Annotated in this window: 19 protein-coding genes and 1 other RNA gene; 2 read left to right on the top strand and 18 right to left on the bottom strand. The window is 58.2% G+C overall.

The genetic code is table 11. The features are described 5' to 3' along the window. Positions 1 to 56: 56 nt before the first annotated feature. From lptB to lpxC, 17 genes are all read right to left on the bottom strand, one after another. Positions 57 to 776 carry an LPS export ABC transporter ATP-binding protein gene (gene lptB / locus ACO6BQ_RS08020; protein WP_489120343.1) on the bottom strand — a complete coding sequence of 240 codons (720 nt, stop codon included), beginning with the start codon at positions 774 to 776 and terminating at the stop codon, positions 57 to 59. A 12-nt stretch (positions 777 to 788) separates the two neighbouring features. Then, on the bottom strand, positions 789 to 1,484 hold the full coding sequence (gene lptC / locus ACO6BQ_RS08015) for an LPS export ABC transporter periplasmic protein LptC (protein WP_489120342.1): 696 nt from the start codon (positions 1,482 to 1,484) through the stop codon (positions 789 to 791). Then, positions 1,481 to 2,026, bottom strand: coding sequence for an LPS export ABC transporter periplasmic protein LptC (gene lptC, locus ACO6BQ_RS08010; RefSeq protein WP_489120341.1), 546 nt, complete (start codon positions 2,024 to 2,026; stop codon positions 1,481 to 1,483). Before lptC (ACO6BQ_RS08010) ends, lptC (ACO6BQ_RS08015) begins: the two co-directional genes overlap by 4 nt. Next, positions 2,026 to 2,940, bottom strand: coding sequence for a lysophospholipid acyltransferase family protein (locus ACO6BQ_RS08005; protein ID WP_489120340.1), 915 nt, complete (start codon positions 2,938 to 2,940; stop codon positions 2,026 to 2,028). Before ACO6BQ_RS08005 ends, lptC (ACO6BQ_RS08010) begins: the two co-directional genes overlap by 1 nt. Positions 2,941 to 2,960: 20 nt before the next feature. Next, positions 2,961 to 3,518, bottom strand: a complete 558-nt coding sequence (locus tag ACO6BQ_RS08000) for a KdsC family phosphatase (RefSeq protein WP_489120339.1) — start codon at positions 3,516 to 3,518, stop codon at positions 2,961 to 2,963. Beyond that, entirely contained in the window at positions 3,518 to 4,498 is a 981-nt protein-coding gene (locus ACO6BQ_RS07995) for a KpsF/GutQ family sugar-phosphate isomerase (protein WP_489120338.1), read from the bottom strand. Before ACO6BQ_RS07995 ends, ACO6BQ_RS08000 begins: the two co-directional genes overlap by 1 nt. Positions 4,499 to 4,507: 9 nt before the next feature. Then, on the bottom strand, positions 4,508 to 5,335 hold the full coding sequence (kdsA, locus tag ACO6BQ_RS07990; RefSeq protein WP_489120337.1) for a 3-deoxy-8-phosphooctulonate synthase: 828 nt from the start codon (positions 5,333 to 5,335) through the stop codon (positions 4,508 to 4,510). Positions 5,336 to 5,366: 31 nt separating this feature from the next. Continuing rightward, positions 5,367 to 5,597, bottom strand: coding sequence for a type II toxin-antitoxin system MqsA family antitoxin (locus ACO6BQ_RS07985; RefSeq protein WP_489120336.1), 231 nt, complete (start codon positions 5,595 to 5,597; stop codon positions 5,367 to 5,369). After that, positions 5,594 to 5,872, bottom strand: coding sequence for a DUF4258 domain-containing protein (locus ACO6BQ_RS07980; RefSeq protein WP_489120345.1), 279 nt, complete (start codon positions 5,870 to 5,872; stop codon positions 5,594 to 5,596). Before ACO6BQ_RS07980 ends, ACO6BQ_RS07985 begins: the two co-directional genes overlap by 4 nt. A gap of 94 nt (positions 5,873 to 5,966) precedes the next feature. Continuing rightward, positions 5,967 to 6,701, bottom strand: a complete 735-nt coding sequence (kdsB, locus tag ACO6BQ_RS07975; protein WP_489120335.1) for a 3-deoxy-manno-octulosonate cytidylyltransferase — start codon at positions 6,699 to 6,701, stop codon at positions 5,967 to 5,969. A gap of 19 nt (positions 6,702 to 6,720) precedes the next feature. Further along, on the bottom strand, positions 6,721 to 9,234 hold the full coding sequence (gene lpxK / locus ACO6BQ_RS07970; RefSeq protein ID WP_489120334.1) for a tetraacyldisaccharide 4'-kinase: 2,514 nt from the start codon (positions 9,232 to 9,234) through the stop codon (positions 6,721 to 6,723). Between the two features lie 2 nt (positions 9,235 to 9,236). Further along, positions 9,237 to 10,961, bottom strand: coding sequence for a lipid A export permease/ATP-binding protein MsbA (gene msbA, locus ACO6BQ_RS07965; RefSeq protein WP_489120333.1), 1,725 nt, complete (start codon positions 10,959 to 10,961; stop codon positions 9,237 to 9,239). 7 nt (positions 10,962 to 10,968) lie between these two features. Then, on the bottom strand, positions 10,969 to 12,120 hold the full coding sequence (gene lpxB, locus ACO6BQ_RS07960) for a lipid-A-disaccharide synthase (protein WP_489120332.1): 1,152 nt from the start codon (positions 12,118 to 12,120) through the stop codon (positions 10,969 to 10,971). 251 nt (positions 12,121 to 12,371) lie between these two features. Further along, a complete protein-coding gene (locus tag ACO6BQ_RS07955; RefSeq protein ID WP_489120344.1) occupies positions 12,372 to 13,175 on the bottom strand; it encodes an LpxI family protein in 804 nt (267 codons plus the stop codon). 9 nt (positions 13,176 to 13,184) lie between these two features. After that, on the bottom strand, positions 13,185 to 13,997 hold the full coding sequence (gene lpxA, locus ACO6BQ_RS07950) for an acyl-ACP--UDP-N-acetylglucosamine O-acyltransferase (protein ID WP_489120331.1): 813 nt from the start codon (positions 13,995 to 13,997) through the stop codon (positions 13,185 to 13,187). Between the two features lie 197 nt (positions 13,998 to 14,194). Further along, positions 14,195 to 14,635, bottom strand: a complete 441-nt coding sequence (gene fabZ / locus ACO6BQ_RS07945) for a 3-hydroxyacyl-ACP dehydratase FabZ (protein ID WP_489120330.1) — start codon at positions 14,633 to 14,635, stop codon at positions 14,195 to 14,197. A 1-nt stretch (position 14,636) separates the two neighbouring features. Next, positions 14,637 to 15,461: a UDP-3-O-acyl-N-acetylglucosamine deacetylase gene (gene lpxC / locus ACO6BQ_RS07940; RefSeq protein WP_489120329.1), complete on the bottom strand. Its 825-nt coding sequence runs from the start codon at positions 15,459 to 15,461 to the stop codon at positions 14,637 to 14,639. Between the two features lie 181 nt (positions 15,462 to 15,642). Between lpxC and ssrA the strand changes: the two genes are divergently transcribed. Continuing rightward, positions 15,643 to 15,995: a transfer-messenger RNA gene (gene ssrA, locus ACO6BQ_RS07935) on the top strand. Between the two features lie 88 nt (positions 15,996 to 16,083). Here ssrA and ACO6BQ_RS07930 read toward each other — a convergent pair. Next, entirely contained in the window at positions 16,084 to 16,743 is a 660-nt protein-coding gene (locus ACO6BQ_RS07930; RefSeq protein ID WP_489120328.1) for a 3'-5' exonuclease, read from the bottom strand. A gap of 235 nt (positions 16,744 to 16,978) precedes the next feature. On the opposite strand from ACO6BQ_RS07930, the gene ACO6BQ_RS07925 reads away from it, so the two are divergent. After that, complete coding sequence (locus ACO6BQ_RS07925) at positions 16,979 to 18,172, top strand: MFS transporter (RefSeq protein ID WP_489120327.1); 1,194 nt, start codon at positions 16,979 to 16,981, stop codon at positions 18,170 to 18,172. Positions 18,173 to 18,439 lie beyond the last annotated feature (267 nt).

The following is an 18,439-nucleotide window of genomic DNA, read 5'->3' as shown; positions in this document are numbered from 1 at the left end:
ACTCCTTATGAAGTCTTTTTCAATAAGGTGTTGCACTTGACTTGACAATTCGCCGTTCAAAGGCTAAAATTCTCTCCCAGGTAGAATTTCCGCGCAATGGGGCTCTCAGCGATGGTTTTGCTGTCGCCCTCGAGGAGGAGTTTACCCTCGCTGAGGAGGTAGACACGGTCGACGATGTGGAGTGTCTCGCGAACGTTGTGATCGGTGATGAGGATGCCCATACCGCGCTGACGCAGGTACTCGACGATCTCCTGGATATCCGCAACGGCGAGCGGGTCGACCCCCGCGAACGGCTCGTCGAGCAGGATGAACTGCGGTTCGAGTGCGAGGCAGCGTGCGATCTCGACACGGCGGCGCTCCCCGCCCGAGAGTTCCGTTCCGCGACGGTCGCGGACATGTCCGATGTGGAACTCCTCGAGCAGTCCGTCGAGCTTGTGCTTCTGCTCCGCCTTTGAGAGCTTCGTCGTTTCGAGAATCGCTGCGATGTTCTCGGTGACGGTGAGTTTGCGGAAGATGGATGCCTCCTGCGTGAGGTAGCTGATGCCGAGCTCCGCGCGCCGATACATGGGATAGTCCGTGATGCAGATGTCAGAGAGATAGACATCGCCGTGCGTCGGCTTTTCAAGACCCACGATCATGTAGAACGTAGTGGTCTTGCCCGCGCCGTTTGGTCCTAGGAGACCGACAATCTCGCCCTTGTCGATGCGGACGGAGATGCGATCAACGACGGTGCGGCTGCCGAATTTCTTGATGAGGTTGCGGGATTCGAGATGCAAGATGATGCCCCCTCACTCGGTCACGGCACTGCCGTCGTCCGCGAGGTAGACGGTCATGTGATTGCTGTGCGCCATGTTGTTCCCCTGATATACCCACGCATTTCCGTCGAGCACAGCATACGGCCTCTCCGCCATGCCAAAATACTCCACGCGGTCGCCGCCGCCCTCGAGATCGCGCGGGGGGCTGACGAGGTGGGCATTGCCCGTACCGATGAAACGATTCTCCTTCAGCCAGCCCTCAATGTGATCTGCACTGAACGTTCCATCTGCGCTTGTCATTGTTCCACCGCTCGCGGCAAGGACATATTCATTCTGCGATGGGTAGTAATCGACGACAGGCCCTGTGAACGTGCGGCCTGCCTTTACCATGTGGACGTTGCCCGTCGCCTGCCAATGATCCTGACCGACTCCTGAGAGGCGGTCACAGGAGAGCTGCATATCGTCGCGCATGGCACGGACACCGCCCTCGATCGTGCCCTCCTCTGTTTTCGTATTGTAGGTCGCACGTGCGCCCTCAACGTAGCCCGTTCCCTGCTCCATGCGGACGTTCGTCTCCGCCGTGATGAGCCCCGTGCGCGTGTCGTAGGTAAGGCTATCCGCCGTGAGATTCGTCGGCTCATTTCCCTGTTGGGGCGCAGCTGCTGCCGTGCAGACCGCCCCCGCCGCCAGGAGTGTGAGAACGCCCCGATAGAGTTTCCTTTTCGTCATTTCGTCCCACCCTTTTCTATACGCGCATTGCCGAAGATGCTGAACTTCTGAAAGCCATCCGTGCTCACGATGCGGTCGCCTGTCGCGCGCATATCGTCGCGAATGAGTTCAGCATCCCCCTCGGCTGTAAGACTGCCATCCGCCGCCGTCCACTTGATCTGCTTTGCCCTCAGGCTTGCGCCGTCGCTCGTCCTCGCCTCGATCATCCCCGTGAGCACGATGTCGCGTGTCTTGCTGTCCATGCGCCCCTCGTCCGCCTTCAGCGTGAGGGTACGCCCGTCATCACTGTAGAATATCCCATCGATTTTGACCATACCGGTGTCATTTGTGTCGATGTCAACGTTCATCTGCTCTGCCGTCATCTGCCAGATCGTACGCCCGTCGCGCTCCTCGTGAAGTGTGTTGTCCATATAGGACATGATGCGCGGGCCTGTCGGCTCATCCGTTTGCTGCGGGATCTCGGGCACACTTGTAACCGCCCAGACGATCAGACCAGCGAGGAGGACGGCACCGCCGCCATAGATCCACTTGCTCTGCGCCATCAATCCCCCTCCTTCGCTGCCGCCGACACGTGATGCTTGCCCGTCTTCTGCTGCTCGGGCGGCGTGTTCCACCGCTTTTGAAACCAGATCCACTGCGTCGGATTCTCGCGGATGATCCGCTCGACAATCGCCGTCATCTGCACGGTGAATTCATGGAGATCGCGGTCGCTGTCCCCCGTATCGGGGCAGCGCATGATCTCGCCGACGACGACCTTGTGCTTCCCGTTCGGCTGACGCAGGATAAATGCGGGCACGACAGGTGCTTTGAACTTGCGCGAAAAGACGGCAGGGCCGAGCGGGGTCGATGCCGTGCGTCCGAGGAATTCGATGAACGCACCGCCGGGACCGCCGTCCTGATCGGCGAGGAAGCCGAGGAGGCGTCCGCGCTTCAAGGCGCGCGCTGCCGCAATCAATTCGCTCGTCCCGCGTGAGAAGATCTCGACGTGGATGGTTGCACGCAGATCGTCGAGTACGCGCGTGTATTCGATGTTCGGCTGCGGCTTTGCAATCGCACTGACAGGGATGCCGTTCAGCGTGAACGCCGCCGACAGCCACTCCCAGCAGCCGACATGACCCGTGAGCACGACGACACCGCGCCCCTCGGCAAGTGCCTCCTGCATCCGCTCCAGATGGTCGATCTCGATGTACTCATTGAGATTGCTCTCGCTGAGCATGGGCATCGCGAGAATGTCGAGGACGTTGCGTGCCATATTGATAAAGGACGCGCGGACAAGGCTTTTCGCCTCCGTCTCGGAGATGCCGAGTGCGGGCATCATGTGCTCCACCGCGCGGCGGCGCATCTTCGGGATCAGCAGATAGTAGAGGTTGCCGAGCACCCACCCTGCGCCGAGCAGAATGGGACGCGGCGTGCGGCACGCAAGATAACTGAGAAACATGAGTGTATTATAGAGCACTGCCGCACCTCCTTTCTGCACTACTGCGCAGCACCTTCGGTATCCGTCTGAAAGACCGTGAGAACCTCATCCCACAGTCCCTGTGTTTTCAAAATGATCTCGTAGATCTCGCGCACTGCCCCGCGTCCGCCATGCGCGTCCGCAATGATCTGCGCGGCTTCCTTCACCTCGTGCACGGCATCGCCCACCGCGCACGGAAGCCCGACCATGTGCAGGATCGGCAGGTCGACAAGGTCATCGCCGATGTAGGCGATTTCCTCATCCGTCAGCCCCGTTTTCGCCTTGATGTCCGCATAGGCGGCACGCTTGTCCAGCTTGCCCTGATAGACAAGGTCGATATGCAGTTCGCGCGCACGATTCTCCACGATGGACGATGCGCGTCCCGTGATGATGGCGGGCACGATCCCCACCTTGTGCGCGAGGGTAATCGCAAGTCCGTCCCGCGCAAAGAACGGCTTGTAGAGCTCACTCCCGTCGGGCGCGACGTAGATGCCCCCGTCGGTGAGCACGCCGTCCACATCAAGGATGACGCATTTGATTTTCTTCGCACGCGCAATCGCGTCCTGCCGAATCGGCATCACACAACCCCCTGCCGCAGAAGATCGGTCAGATGTACGATGCCGACGGGTACACCCGCATCATCGACGACGGGCAGAACGGTGACGGGGCGCGGCTGGTGTTTCTCCATGACGGAGAGTGCCGCCGCCGCCATTTTGTTAGGCGCAATCGTGAGCGGCGTTGCAAACATGATGCTCTCCACGTCCTTGTCCAAAAAGGTATAGTCTTTCGCAAGTGCACGGCGAATGATCCCATCCGTGACAAGCCCGATAAATTTGCCGTCCGCATCCACGACGGAGACCGCGCCGAGCCCCTTGTCCGTCATGACGAAGAGCGCGTCCTTTGCCGTCGTATGGTACGAGACGACGGGGTTCTCCTCGCCCGTGTGCATGACATTTGCGACGGTGAGGAGCAGCTTGCGCCCGAGCGCGCCGCCCGGGTGGAACAGGGCATAGTCCTCCTTTTTGAAGTCACGCGCCTCCATGAGTGCCATCGCAATGGCATCGCCCATCGCAAGCGTCGCCGTCGTCGAGCTGGTCGGTGCAAGCCCCAGCGGACACGCCTCACGCTCCACACCGATGTCGATGTAGAAATCCGCGCTGCGCCCGAGTTGGGATTTCCGCCGTCCGCACATGGCAATGATGCGTGCGCCGATGCGGTGGATGATCGAGAGGATGTTCACGACCTCGTTCGACTCACCGCTGTTCGAGATGGCAATGACGATGTCATCCGCCGTCACCATGCCAAGGTCACCGTGAAATGCCTCTGCCGGGTGCATAAAGAACGAGGGCGTGCCCGTGCTTGCGAGCGTCGCTGCGATCTTGCGCCCGACGTGACCGGATTTGCCCATGCCTGTGACGACAACACGCGCCTTGCAGTCCAAAATCGTGCGCACCGCCGCCTCAAAATCATCGTCAATACGCTCCACGAGCTGTGCAACCGCCTGCGCTTCAAGCTGCAGGGTCTCGATTGCTTTTTCCCGAATCGTGCTCTGTCCCATGTAGTTCTCCTAGTTCAGTTTTTTTCGCACAACTTCATAGATGGCGAGGGCATCCTTCAAAAGCTCTTCGAGCTTGTCCAAATAGACCATGTTCGCGCCGTCCGACAGTGCCTCGGGCGGGTTGTCATGCACCTCGAGGAAGAGACCGTCGATGCCTGCGCCGATTGCCGCGCGCACGAGGTACTCGACGTACTCGCGCTGACCGCCCGAGCTCGTACCCGCGCCGCCCGGCAGCTGAACGCTGTGCGTGCCGTCGAAGATGACGGGATAGCCGAAGCTGCGCATGATGGGGAAGGAGCGCATATCCACGACGAGATTGTTGTAGCCGAAGCTCTCGCCGCGCTCCGTAAGGAGGATGCGGTCGCTGCCGCTCTCGTGAATCTTGTCGACAACGTTGCGCATATCGTTTGGCGAGAGGAACTGCCCCTTCTTCACGTTGACGATCGCGCCCGTCTGTGCTGCCGCGTGCAGGAGGTCGGTCTGACGCGAGAGAAAGGCGGGAATCTGAAGGATGTCCGCGACCTTTGCCACAGGCTCCGCCTGTGATGTTTCATGAATGTCCGTTACGACAGGCACATGGAGTTCATCGCGGATTGCCTTCAGGATCTTCAGCCCCTCCTCGAGCCCCGGTCCGCGAAAGCTGTGGTAGGCGGAGCGGTTCGCCTTGTCAAAGGATGCCTTGAACACATAGGGAATGCCAAGACGATCCGTGATCTCCTTGATGCCGCGTCCGATCAAAAGGGAACGGTCGAGCCCCTCAAGGACACACGGTCCCGCGAGGAGCACCAGCGGCTCGCCGCCGCCGATCTCAAAATTCGCCAGCTTCACTTTGTTCATCTTCATGGCTCCTTTCAACGAACTCATCCGCCTAAGCGGCAGGACGATAATTCACAACAGTAATCTCACTCATCGTTTCGCGAACGGATTGGACAATGCGATACACCTGCTGCATGACCTCCGTTGTGTAGTAGGTCTCCCCACACTGTTCACAGATATGGGAGGGGACATTGCGAATGATGACAATGCAGTCTCCCAAATCTGCCGTGAACGTGGACAGTCCTCCCTGTGCTGTCCCCTTGCAGAATGTGCACTTTTTCATGACGCTCCACCTTCCTTTCTGCGCTTTGTGAACGTCGTATCCCACTCGGTCGAATCAGGCTCATACGCAGTGATGATAAACAGTTGACCGTTCCCTATGCTGCAGACAACGTGCAGAGGACGAGCCCCGATCATCGAAAAGATCAAACAGCTCGGAAACGGATAGTCGTCCTCATAATGCTCGATCATCTGTCCATGAATCAGTACTTGTATGACTTCATCGGGTGAAATGCTCCTCTTAATCAAACGCTTTCCTACATGCTCCGTCCAATACATTGCATTCAATTGACAAAGGTTTCGTATATTCTCAGGAGTTATATTCATGCTTCATCTCGTTCTGCATTTATTATAGAATTTTCACGCGAAAAGGTCAATGAATCCCACGTCTTATGTATTCCTCGTTGACTGCCGCGAAATCCGCTTCCGTATCAACGCCGATAAAGACGGCATCTGTCTCGATGACGTGAATGCGGCATCCGTTTTCGAGCGCACGCAGCTGTTCGAGGGACTCGGAGCGTTCGAGTGGGGTCTGTGCCATGCGTGCATAACTGAGCAAGAAATCTCGACGATAGGCATAGATGCCAATATGTTTGTATACCTTCGCTCCTTCGTTCCGCGCATACGGAATGCGGGCACGGGAGAAGTAGAGAGCGTTGCCCGAAAGGTCTGTAATGACCTTGACGTTGTTCGGGTTCACGATCTCCTCCTCGTCCGTGAGCAGGGTCTTTGCCGTCGCCATCGACAGATGTTCATCTGCCAGAAACGGTTCGACGAGTGCATCGATCACAGAGGGTTCGATGAGCGGTTCATCCCCCTGCACGTTGATGATGAGGTCGTAGTCCGTCATTTTCTCCGCGACCTCGGCGAGACGGTCCGTCCCTGTCGCATGGTCGACGCGTGTCATGACGGCACGTCCGCCGTACTCCTCGACAGCGGCGCGAATGCGCTCATCATCCGTTGCAACGACGACATCCTGCACGAGCTTTGCCCGCACAGCACGCTCGTAGACGCGTACGATCATGGGCTTTCCTGCGATGTCGCGCAGGGGTTTGCCCGGCAGACGCGTGGAGGCGTAACGCGCGGGGATAACACAGAGAACTTTCATGCGATCACCTCAATCATATTTAGGATACTGGTCTCAGCTTCGCCGCAAGCTGCTCCTCGAGCGCGCGGAAGAACTTCTCCTGCCCCTTTTGGAACGTCACTTCGACGGAGATGACATACATTGGGATCCGCCACTTCGCGCGCACGACATCCGCCGGCACCTTCACCGCGTCTTTCTCCGTGATGATGATCGCCTCGACCCCCAGCGTCTCCGCGCGGTACAGCACCTCTGCCATATCGCGCTCGCCGTAGTCGTGGTGATCGGGATAGCGCATACTCTCCACCATCTCGACCCCGAGATCGGCAAGCGTCTGCTCGAACGAAGCGGGGTTGCCGATCGCCGAGACGGCGAGTACCTTCTTCCCCTCCATCTCCGTGACGGGCACACCGCCCGCGGCGATGTCCTCGTACCAATCCGAGAGACGTACGAATTGGCGCGGCTGATGGATGCTCTCGATGATGAGCCCGTCCTGATTGTAGCTGCGGAACGTCTCCCAGATGTGCTGAATCGCGCCCGGCGCTGCCTGATCGACCTTCGTCATGAGACAGACATCCGCACGGTCGATGTGGGACAGCGGCTCGCGCAGTGTGCCGCGCGGCAGGAGATAGTCGTTGCCGAACACGTTCACCGCATCCACGAGCAGGATATCCATGTCGCGCGCGAGCTGCCAGTGCTGGTAGCCGTCGTCAAGAATCGCCACCTGTGCGCCGAAATGCTCAATCGCGTAGCGCCCTGTAACCGCTCGTTTGGGGCCAATCAGCACAGGCACATTCGGCAGGTGCTTTGCCAGCATAAAGGCCTCATCGCCCGCCGTCTCCGCATCCATCTTGAGCGTGCAGCCGTCGGACACGATGCCGACGTCGCCGCGCCACTTTGCACGGTAGCCACGGTTGAGAATCGCGACGCGGTAGCCCATCGCGTGAATCGCACGCGCGAGATGCTGCGCCGTCGGAGTCTTGCCCGTTCCGCCAACCGTGACGTTGCCGAGACTGATGACGAAGCAGGGCAGCTGCTCCTTCTTCGCCCACCCGAGGCGATACATTGTGAGCTTCAGATTAACGAGCTGCTCATAGATGAGTGAGAATGCGTAGAAAATCCCCATGATAAGACGACGCGAAACACCGCGTACGTCCTTATCGTGCACGAGATCGATGAAGTACGTCTGGAAATTCGCGACCTTCTGCGTGGCACGCACGCGATGTTCGCTGATACGCTCCTGTGCGCGGAGAGCCCGGCGTGCCTCGTATGCTGTGAGCAGATCCACGAGGATCTGGGCGGACTTTGCAGACGCACCCTTGTTCTCATTAATGATGGCGAGCGTCTCGCGCTCGAGCCGCTCCCGCTCCGCCGCATCCCCGAAGAGACACAGCGTCTCGCGCGTCAGTTCCTCCCCGTTCGCAACCGTCACGACGGCGTTTCGGTTGCGAAAGAGTGCATGGATGTCCTTGAAGTTGAACATCTGGTTACCGACGATGATTGCCTTGCCGTGTGCCGCAGGTTCGAGGATGTTGTGCCCACCGTGCGGAATGAGACTGCCGCCGATGTAGATGACATCACCGAGCCCATAGACGCGCCCGAGCTCGCCGACCGTATCGAGGATGACAACATCCTCGCCGCCCTCTGCACCCTTTTGGAGATTTTTGCGTGTATTGACGGTGAAGCCCGCCTTGCGGCAAAGGTGCTCGACCTCCATCGTACGCAAGACCTCGCGCGGCGCAATGATGAGCCGCACCTTCGGGTCGCGCTCACGTACCGCAGCAAATGCCGCGAGTACCAGTTCCTCCTCACCGCGATGGGTCGAACCGGCAATCATGATATGGCTCGCGCCCGTGAGACCGAGCTCCTGAATCAGTGCCGCCCGCTCCTCGGAGCTGACGCTCGTATATGCCTGATCAAATTTCGTATTGCCCGTGACCGTGACGAGCTCGCGCGGTGCGCCGAGACGCATGATGTAGTCCGCGTCGATGCTCGACTGCATGGCGAAGCATTTCACCGTCCCGATCATCTCGCGCAGCATACCGAGCAGATACTTGTACTGCTTCACGCTGCGGTCGCTGATGCGGCCGTTGACCATCATGACGGGGACATCGAGTTGCTTTGCCTTCTTGAGGAAGTTCGGCCAGAGCTCCGTCTCCACGGGCAGGAACACGCGCGGACGGATGCGCCCGACAACGCGCGAGGCGAGGAAGGGCAGGTCGAGCGGGAAGTAGATAATCGCGTCCGCATCCTTGATGATGCGGTGCGCCATCTCATAGCCGCCCGTCGTAACAACCGAAACGAGAATCGGGCTGTCGGGGAACTTTTTGCGGAACTCGCGGACGAGCGGACTCGTCGCCACAATCTCGCCCACGGATGCCGCGTGCACCCAGATCGCATTTTTTCCCGCCACCTTGTCGATCGTGTCCTGTGGATAGAATCCGAAGCTCTGTTTGATGCGCTCGACAAAGCCGCGCTCGCGTGTCGCACGCAGCATAAAGATTGGTATGATGATGGTGACGATGAGGATTGCCGCTAGATTGTAGAGAAATCTCATGCTCACTCTCCCCGAAACTGAATGTCATAGAGATGCTGATAGAGCCCGCCCTTTGCGAGCAGCTCCTCATGTGTCCCCTGCTCCACAATGTGCCCGCCGTCAATGACATAGATGCGGTCGGCATTGAACACAGTTGAAAGGCGGTGCGCAATGACAAAGCTCGTACGCCCGACCATGAGGTTGTCGAGTGCCGCCTGCACGATCTTCTCGCTCTCCGTATCGAGTGCGGAGGTCGCCTCATCGAGAATGAGGATGCGCGGATCCTTGAGAATCGCGCGCGCTATCGCAATGCGCTGCCGTTGTCCGCCCGAGATGCTGACACCGCGCTCGCCGATCTGCGTATCATAGCCGTGCTCGAGCTCCATGATGAAGTTGTGCGCGTTTGCCGCACGTGCCGCCTCCTCGATCTCCGCATCCGTCGCATCGAGCCGCCCGTAGCGGATATTCTCGCGGATGGTCGTGGAGAACAGCATCGTCTCCTGCGGCACAAGGCCGATCTGACCGCGCAGGGACGCAAGCGTCACGTCGCGGATATCGTGTCCGTCCACGGTGATCGTGCCGCTGTCCACCTCATAGAAACGTGGAATGAGGTTTGCAATCGTCGATTTGCCCGCCCCCGAAGGTCCGACAAAGGCGATCATCTCGCCCGGTGCTGCCGCAAGCGACACGCCATCGAGCGCACGCCGCCCCTCCTTGTAGGAGAATACAACATGGTCAAACTGCACGTGTCCCTCGACAGGTGGGAGCGGCTTTGCATTGGGGCTGTCCGTAATGCTTTCCTCGAGATCGACCACGGCAAATACGCGATCAACCGCCGCCATCGCCTTTTGCAGGTTGCCGTAGATGCGCGAGAGACGCTTGACGGGATTCGCGAGGTTGACAGCGTAGGTCAGGAACGCAACGAACGCGCCCGCCGTAATCTCACCGTTGACCACCTCGTAGCCGCCGAACCAGACGATGAGCGTGACGGCAATCGCCGCGAGAAACTCGACCGTCGGTGTGAGCATACTCGTCTGCTGAACATTTTTCATCACCGCTTCAAAATTGCGCTGATTGCTGTGCACAAAGCGATCAATTTCGTAGTCCTCGCGCACGAACGATTTCACGACGCGCGTCGCGGAGAACGATTCCTGCAGGAGAGCAGTGATCTCGGCAAGACGCTCCTGAATGACATTGCTCGACTTCTTGATCTTGCGTCCGAAGGTCTTCATCGCCTGCCCGACCATCGGGATGACGATGAGGGTCAGGAGCGAGAGCTTCCAGTCGAGGTAGAACATGAGGACGAGCGAGCCGATGAGGATACAGCCCTCGGTCACGAGGTCGATGAGGTTGTCCACGAGCGCGGACTGGATCGCCGCGACATCATTCGTGACATAGCTCATGATCTCGCCCGTCTGGTGACGGTCATAGTACGCGAGCGGCATCCGCTGGAATTTGCGGAACATGACTTCGCGCACGTCGATGATGACCTTCTGACCGATGTAGGAGACGAGGTAGGACTGCCCAAAGTAAAAAATCCCGCGCAGGAAAAAGATCACGACAATGCCGATGCAGATGGCGTTGAGGAGTGCCATGTTCTTATCGGCAAGTACGTCGTCGATCATGTCCTTGATGATCCACGGGACATAGAGGTTCGCCGCCGAGGCGAGGATGATGAACACGATTGCAAGCCCGAGTTTTTTGACGTACGGGCGCATGTAGGCGAGCAGTCTCGTATAATTCTTCATAGTTCTCCTAGTGGAAGGATAAATGATCAGAAGTTCTCGCAAGCGCGAGAATTTTCTCTGCGACGCGACGCGCGGCATGCGGCTCACCGAGCAGAGCAACCGCGCGTGCAAGCCGCTCCGTCACATAGTCGCGCGATGCGCCGTCCATGATGATCCGCTCCATCACCTCGGCGATGCGTTCCGGCTGTACTGCATCCTGTAGAAGTTCTGTCTCGAACGTCTCTCCGACGAGAATGTTCGGCAGCGAGAAGCGCGACACGTCAACGAGCAGCCGCCCGACGAAGTAGGAGAGCGCGGACATCCGATAGAGAACGACAGCGGGCAGCCCCATGATTGCCGCCTCCATGACGACCGTCCCCGATGCCGCAATTGCCGCACGCGCAACGCCCATAAGCGCATAGCGTGCGTCATGGGTGAGCGTGACCGCGACGGATGAGTTCGCAAGATGTTTCTCGATCTGCGCGACATCCACGCCGCCCGCCACGGGCAGGAAGAATCGTCGTGCAGAGTCGCACGCTGCCAAGATCTCGGCCGCGCCGAGCATGGGCGGGAGCAGACGCTCGATTTCCTCACGGCGGCTGCCCGGCATGAGCAGAATCGGAATGTCGTCCGCACCGATGCCGAAATGACCCCGCGCCTCCTCTGTTCCCATCTCCGCGTGCACCGTGTCAATCAGCGGATTGCCGACAAAGGAGATGTTCGCCCCCGCATCCTCATAGGGCGGCAGTTCATGCGGGAAGATCGCCACAATCTCATCGGCGAGCGCAGCGCAGGACTTTGCACGTCCCTTGCGCCACGCCCATGCAGAGGGCGGAATATAAGAAAAAACGGGGATTCCCCGCTCTTTTGCCCGCGCAGCGAGCCGCCAGTTAAAGTCCGGATAGTCGATGATGACGAGCACATCCGGACGCTCCTCCTCCATGAGCCGTGTGAGGTCATCGAGGAGGGCAAAAATGCGGCGCAGATTGAATAGCACCGCCGAAATGCCCATTACATTATAGTCTATGTAGTTCTGACGGAGCACGACCCCCGCCGCCGCCATCTCTGCGCCACCGAAGCCGATCATCGAAACGGCAGGGTCGAGCACACGCAGCTCACGCGCAAGTGCAGCCCCGTGAAGATCGCCGGAGGTCTCCCCCGCCGAAAGCATGATTTTCAAGTGGGCAAGACCTCCTTCTATGTAGTGGAATGTGATTGAATCGTACGGCATCGGATATTGCAGTGCAATATCCCAAAGCGAACCCTAGTGGAGCAAGTGAGGAAAGCGGGCGACTCGCCCCCGGCGTACTTCTTTCGTTCAAGCGTAGCGCGTTTAAGAAGTGCGCCGGTATTTAGGCGAACGAGCACGCGATCACTTGCGTAACGAGGCGTTCGCGTGGGATATGCACCACGAATTTACAACACAAAAGCTCACATCGCAGCAATCGTAATGCCGTTTGCCTCGGCGAGGGCAATCGCACGCTCCTTGTCGATGAAGAGCGTCTTGCCCGCCTCGATCACGAGCGCGGACGCCTTTGCCGCGACGAGCGACTCGATCGTATCAAGCCCGACCGCCGGCACATCAAAACGGCTGTCCTGCTGCGGCTTTGCCGCCTTTGCAACAACCGCACCACCGCCCGCGAGCTGCCCGCCGCGACGAATGCACGCATCTGTCCCCTCGATCGCCTCGAGAGCCATCACCGCACGGTTCTTCACCACGGCGGTCTGCCCCACATCGAGCCGCCCAATCTCGCGCGCCATCTGAAGCCCATACTCCATATCCGCACGCTCCGCATCGCTCGGCTCTCGGCTCGTCAGAACACCCGCCGAAGGCATCAGCGGACGGATGAGTGCCGTCTGATCGAGCGGTGTCACGCCGACCTTCATGAGCGCACCGACGAACATCATCATGATCGTATCATCGTTCTGATTCGGCAGCTGCATGAGCATCCCGCGCAGCATCTCGTCCGGCTGAATCTGCCCCGTAAAGAGCAGCTCCTTCGTGACCTTGCCGATCATCGTGACCTTACCAATGCCTTCCTGCTGCAAATACGCCAGAATGGAGGCAATCGAACCAATGCTGATCTCACAATAGACCGACGCTGCGTCCTTCAGTTCCGGATCGCAGTCCGGCAGGAGAGCGATTGCGTGTACCTCGTAGCCGAGCGCACGCGCCGCACGCGCACACGCGGCGGGCAGATGTCCGACACCTGCGAGCAGACCCAGTTTTTCCATCATCATCCCTCACTCATCCTCATGACGTTCGCGACAGATTCCACGCTCCGCGTTGCGGAGGAAGCGCAGGAGATGATCGATCTCCTCGCAGGAGTCCACCTCCTGCTCGATGACCGCAATCGCCTGTGTGAGATTCAGTCCCGAGCGGTAGAGAATCTTATATGCCTGTTTGATGCGGCGACGCACCTCGATCGGGATGCCCGCACGCGAAATACCGACGCTGTTGAGCCCCACGGCACGCGCAGGATGCCCGTCCACCATCGTGAACGGCACAACATCCTGCACGAGCTTCGACGTGCCGCCGATCATCGCATTGCGCCCAATTTTCACAAACTGATGCACACCCGCCATGCCGCCGATAACCACACCGTCCTCGACGATTGCGTGCCCCGCAAGCATCGCCGCGTTGCTCATGATGATCCGGTTGCCGAGAATACAGTTGTGCGCGATGTGCGTGTATGCCATGAGCAGGCAGTCGTCGCCGATGCGCGTCTCCTCGCCCTCGCCCGTCGCGCGGTGCACCGTCGCACACTCGCGGATCGTCGTGCGGTCGCCAATGAACGTATAGCTCTTCTCGCCCTTGAACTTCAGATCCTGCGGTACCTCACCAATGGACGCCCCTTGGAATATATGGCAGTCACGGCCGATCTGGGTCCACTCCTTGATGACGACGTGCGGACCGATCTTCGTCCCCTCGCCGATCTGGACATGATCCGAGATCACCGCGTATGGACCGATCTCCACGTTCTTCGCGATGCGCGCCGTCGGCGCGACCACCGCTGTCTCATGGATGTAGGCAAGAACCTTGCTGCTGCCTGTCATCTATTTCAACTCCTTCAGCCCTGAGCATTCAGGGCAGACATATTCCACCCTCTTGGGAACCACTGATACATACAGTGTCTCCCTTATATCATCCGGCAGGAAGGCATTTCTTTCACCTCGGAAAAACAGCCGTATGTGCCGAATAATCCTGTCTATCGGTGGATTATGTCCTTTTTTTCTGCATTGATCACTCTATTTTAGAGCTCTTCCCCGCTTTTCAGAGCGAATTTGAAATCCGCCGACGCGACAAGCTCATCCTCGACATAGGCATCCGCGTGCAGCACGCCGAAGACACCGCGCACGCGCAGGATTTCCGCCTTTGTCACGACGACATCGCCGGGGACAACGGGACGCTTGAACTTCACATTCTCCATCCCTCCGAAGAGCGCGAGTTTGCCGCGATGCTCCTCGGGATAGAGCATTGTCACACCGCCCACCTGCGCCATGCCCTCAAGAAGGAGGACACCGGGCATAATCGGATGACCTGGGAAATGCCCGAGGAAGAACGGTTCGTTCATCGTCACACACTTGATGCCCGTTGCCGATTTAAACGGTACGAGCTCCGTAATCCGATCCACGAGCAGCATCGGCGGGCGATGCGGAAGAATCTGCTGAATCTCATTGATGTCCAAAGTCATGCTATTTCCTCTCCTCTGCAATCTGTTTCGCCAGTGCCGTGTTCAGCGCGTGCCCCGACGCAACCGCGATGATATGACCGCGAACGATCCCCGCGAGACGAATGTCCCCAAGCACATCGAGAATCTTGTGCCGCACAAGCTCGTTCGGGAAGTTCAACGGGTTCATCCATCCCTCATCATTGTAGACAATCACCGTCTCAAGCGAGCCGCCGAGGCCGAGACCGTTTGCCTGCAGCGCCTTGACCTCCTTCTCGTAGGCAATCGTCCGCGCGGGCGCAATCTCACGCTCGTACGCCTCCGGTGTCACCTCGATATCGTAGTACTGCACACCGATCAGCGGATGATCGTTCAGCGATGTAAACGAAACGCGCAGTCCGTCGTAGGGCAGTGCCATAACGAAGTGACTGCCGTCATCCACGCGATAGATGCGGTCAATGACCGTCACCTGCCGCTCGGCATCCTGTTCCACCGTGCCCGCCTCCGCAATCAAGCGAAAGAAGGTACGCGCACTGCCATCCACCACGGGTGGTTCCTCCGCGTCGAGCAGGACAAGACAGTTGTCAATGCCATGCACGTGGAGTGCACTCATCAGATGCTCGATCGTGAAGAATTTCAGTGCACCCGCACCGATCGTTGTCGCACGGAGTGTCGCCGTCACATTCGCCGCCGTTGCCGCAACCGGCAGTGCCTCCGGCAGATCTGCACGCGCGAACTGTATCCCAGTCCCTGTCGCGGCGGGAACGAGTTCCATATGTACCGGCCGCCCCGAGTGCAGTCCGATGCCATCGTAGACCACACGAGACGCCAGCGTTCTCTCTCTTTGCAAGCGTTATCCTCCTAGGGAATCGCGGATAAAATACATTTATCCTTATATCCCTATAACACGATCATATTCTAACCATGTTACATGATACTAAAAATTTTTCCATCTTGCAAGAAAAAACACGATTTGACAGACTGCGCGGCATCTGGTATTATATCAAATGAGCGCACACGCTCCCATTATCGGGGATGTAATGGTCTCGACGGGGATGGGTAGTATGTGGACAGCGAGCCGGGGGGTCATCAACCCGTTAGTAAGGTGAACACTTTTATTAAACATAAAAGCAAACGAAAACTACGCTCTGGCGGCTTAAGCCAGCCCCTTTCCGTCTGCCTCCCGCACGGATGGAGACAGGGGTCAAACGCGGGATACCTGAGAGCCATCGCACGATAACTCTCACGGGAACACCATCGTGATCGGTGCGTCACAGCCTGTCTGCGGGCGGCGTCGCACCTAAAAAAAATACACAGACTGCGCTCGGAGAAATCCATATAGTATTATCTTCGGACAGGAGTTCGATTCTCCTCATCTCCACCAACTCGATTTGAAAACCGCCCACATGGGCGGTTTTTTGTTGGGCATGAAAAAGCCGCACGCTTTCGCGTACGGCGGTTCACTCATTCGCTTACAGACTGTTCTTCAATTTTTCCAAATCGGGAAAGAGGTCGCCGATGGAGTTCGACAGCCCCTCGCTCGGCTCGAGGATCTCGAGGACGGGACGCATGGTTTCGCGGAATTTCGCGTCGTCCTGCATGAGGGTGAGGACGGCACTCGTGTTGAGCGCATCGGCGAGCGCGGAGTGCTGACTCCCCTCGAATCTGCGCCCCATCGCGCCAAGTGCGTGCTTCAGCGCGAGACTGTTGTGGAGTCCAAGACGATCGTCGAATGCCTGCTGCAGGTCAACCCAGCGCACATCGAGCCAGTTCACATCAAAGTCGGGCAGCTTCAGGCGGCACTCCTTGCGCAGCTGCTTGATGTCGGACATACTCCACGAATAGATCTTCGTCTCCGCCTCGCCAATCCACGCGACAAACGTGTGAAAACTCTCAGAGAAAGCGGGACGGCCTGCAACCTTCTCCTGCGTGATGCCCGTGAGCTCGGTGATGTGCTTCTTCACCATCCCGTACTCGGGACAGACATAGCACTGGAACTCATCCTCCTGTTCAAAGTTCTCATTCAGGCGCACCGCACCGATCTCGATGATCTCTCCGTTGAGCTTTCTTCGGATCTCCCTGTGTTCTTTTGCGACGGGGTTCATCTCAAGGTCTACGACGATGTGTTTCATGAGCAATCCTTACTTTCAAAAAAATCTGCCGTAAGTGACGCGCGGCAGACGGTGTTGCAGTGTTCTATGGCGCTGCCAGCCCGGCGCGCGTTTACGACGTGAAGTGTTCCGTGTTTTTATTATCATAGCACAAGATTTTCAGAAAAGCAACGTCTAGGTATTTTGTCCCTCCTCTACTGGTTTTCTTTTCTCAAAAACGTGGTAGAATACAGATATATGGAAATGGGGGCTGCACATGAATTGGAAAACGGTGCTCGCGCTGCTGACGTGCAACGTGCTCTTTATGTCGGCAAGCTATACGATGATCATTCCGTTCCTGCCGATGTATCTGACGAGCGAGCTCGGCGTGGACGATGCCTCGGTCAATCTCTGGTCGGGCGTGGCATTCTCCGTGACCTTCCTGGTCTCGGCGGTGATGGCTCCGATCTGGGGACGCATCGCCGACCGCAAGGGGAAACGGCTCATGGCGATGCGTGCAAGTCTCCTCATCTCGATCAGCTATTTTTTAGGCGGCATCGTCACCTCCCCCGAGCAGCTCGTCCTCGTACGCGTCTTTCAAGGATTTGCGGCGGGACTATGGCCGATGGATCTCGCGATCATGACGCTCTATGCGCCGCGTGAGCGGCTCGGGTTCTCCCTCGGCATCATGCAGGGCACGCTGACGGCGGGCGGCGTCGTTGGGCCTCTGCTCGGCGGTGTGCTCGCAGAGGCGTTCGGTATGCGCATGAGCTTCTACATCGGCGGACTGGCTCTCTTCATCAATTTTCTCGCATTCACCTTCATCATCAAGGAGCCACCGATGCCCGAGGACAGCACAGTGCTCACGACGGAGGAGAAAAGTCCGTGGCATCTCTGGCGCATCCCCATTCTGCGCACGATGATGATTGTGAGCACACTCGCGCAGATGGTGACGTTCATCCTGATGCCCGTACTGACGACCTACATCAAACACCTCGCAGGGGCTATGGAAAACATTGTGCTCGTCGCGGGCATTGTCTTCTCGCTCGGGGGGATTGCGGGCGCGATTGCCGCGCCACTGTGGGGGGTCTTCGGGGCGCAGCGCAGCTACTTCATGGCGATGTGCCTTGCGATGTCCCTCGCGGGCACGATGCTCACCCTGCAGGGCATTCCCGACACGCTCATCCCGTTCGCCGCGATGCAGTTCGGTGTTGGGCTCTTCCTCGCGGGCATCCAACCCTCGCTGAACGCTGTCATCGCACAGCACACACCCGCACAGCTCAAGGGAAGCGTGTTCGGCATGCTCTTCGCCGCGCAGCAAGTCGGAGGATTCACGGGGCCGCTCCTCGGCGGCGTGGTCGCGACCTATCTCGGAATGCACTTCCTCTTCCCGATGGGCGGTGCGCTCCTCCTTACACTTGCGCTGTTTGTATGGTGGAGATATATACACAAGAGAGGCGCAGAAATATAAAAATGCGGTACGAAGCTGTTTTGACTTCGTACCGCATTTTTCGTTGGCGCGATCAAGGCTTTAGGGAAACGCTGATAAAACACGGATAACAAGGCTTGCGTTATCCACAGGCATCAGTTCTACAGTTTCCCATGCAAAAAGTGGAAAAGCATGCCCATATCTCTTTCTTTCCTTCCCCGAACCTCCCGCTTGAACGGGATTTTCGAGAAAAAGGGCACACTTATCCCCTTGTCATGCAAAACTCTCTCTGCCTTCCCGCCCGCAGAC

This window comes from Centipeda sp. (in: firmicutes) (genome assembly GCF_057271695.1).
Note: the sequence above shows the minus strand (reverse complement) of the source record. Positions and strands in the feature narration are given on the sequence as shown.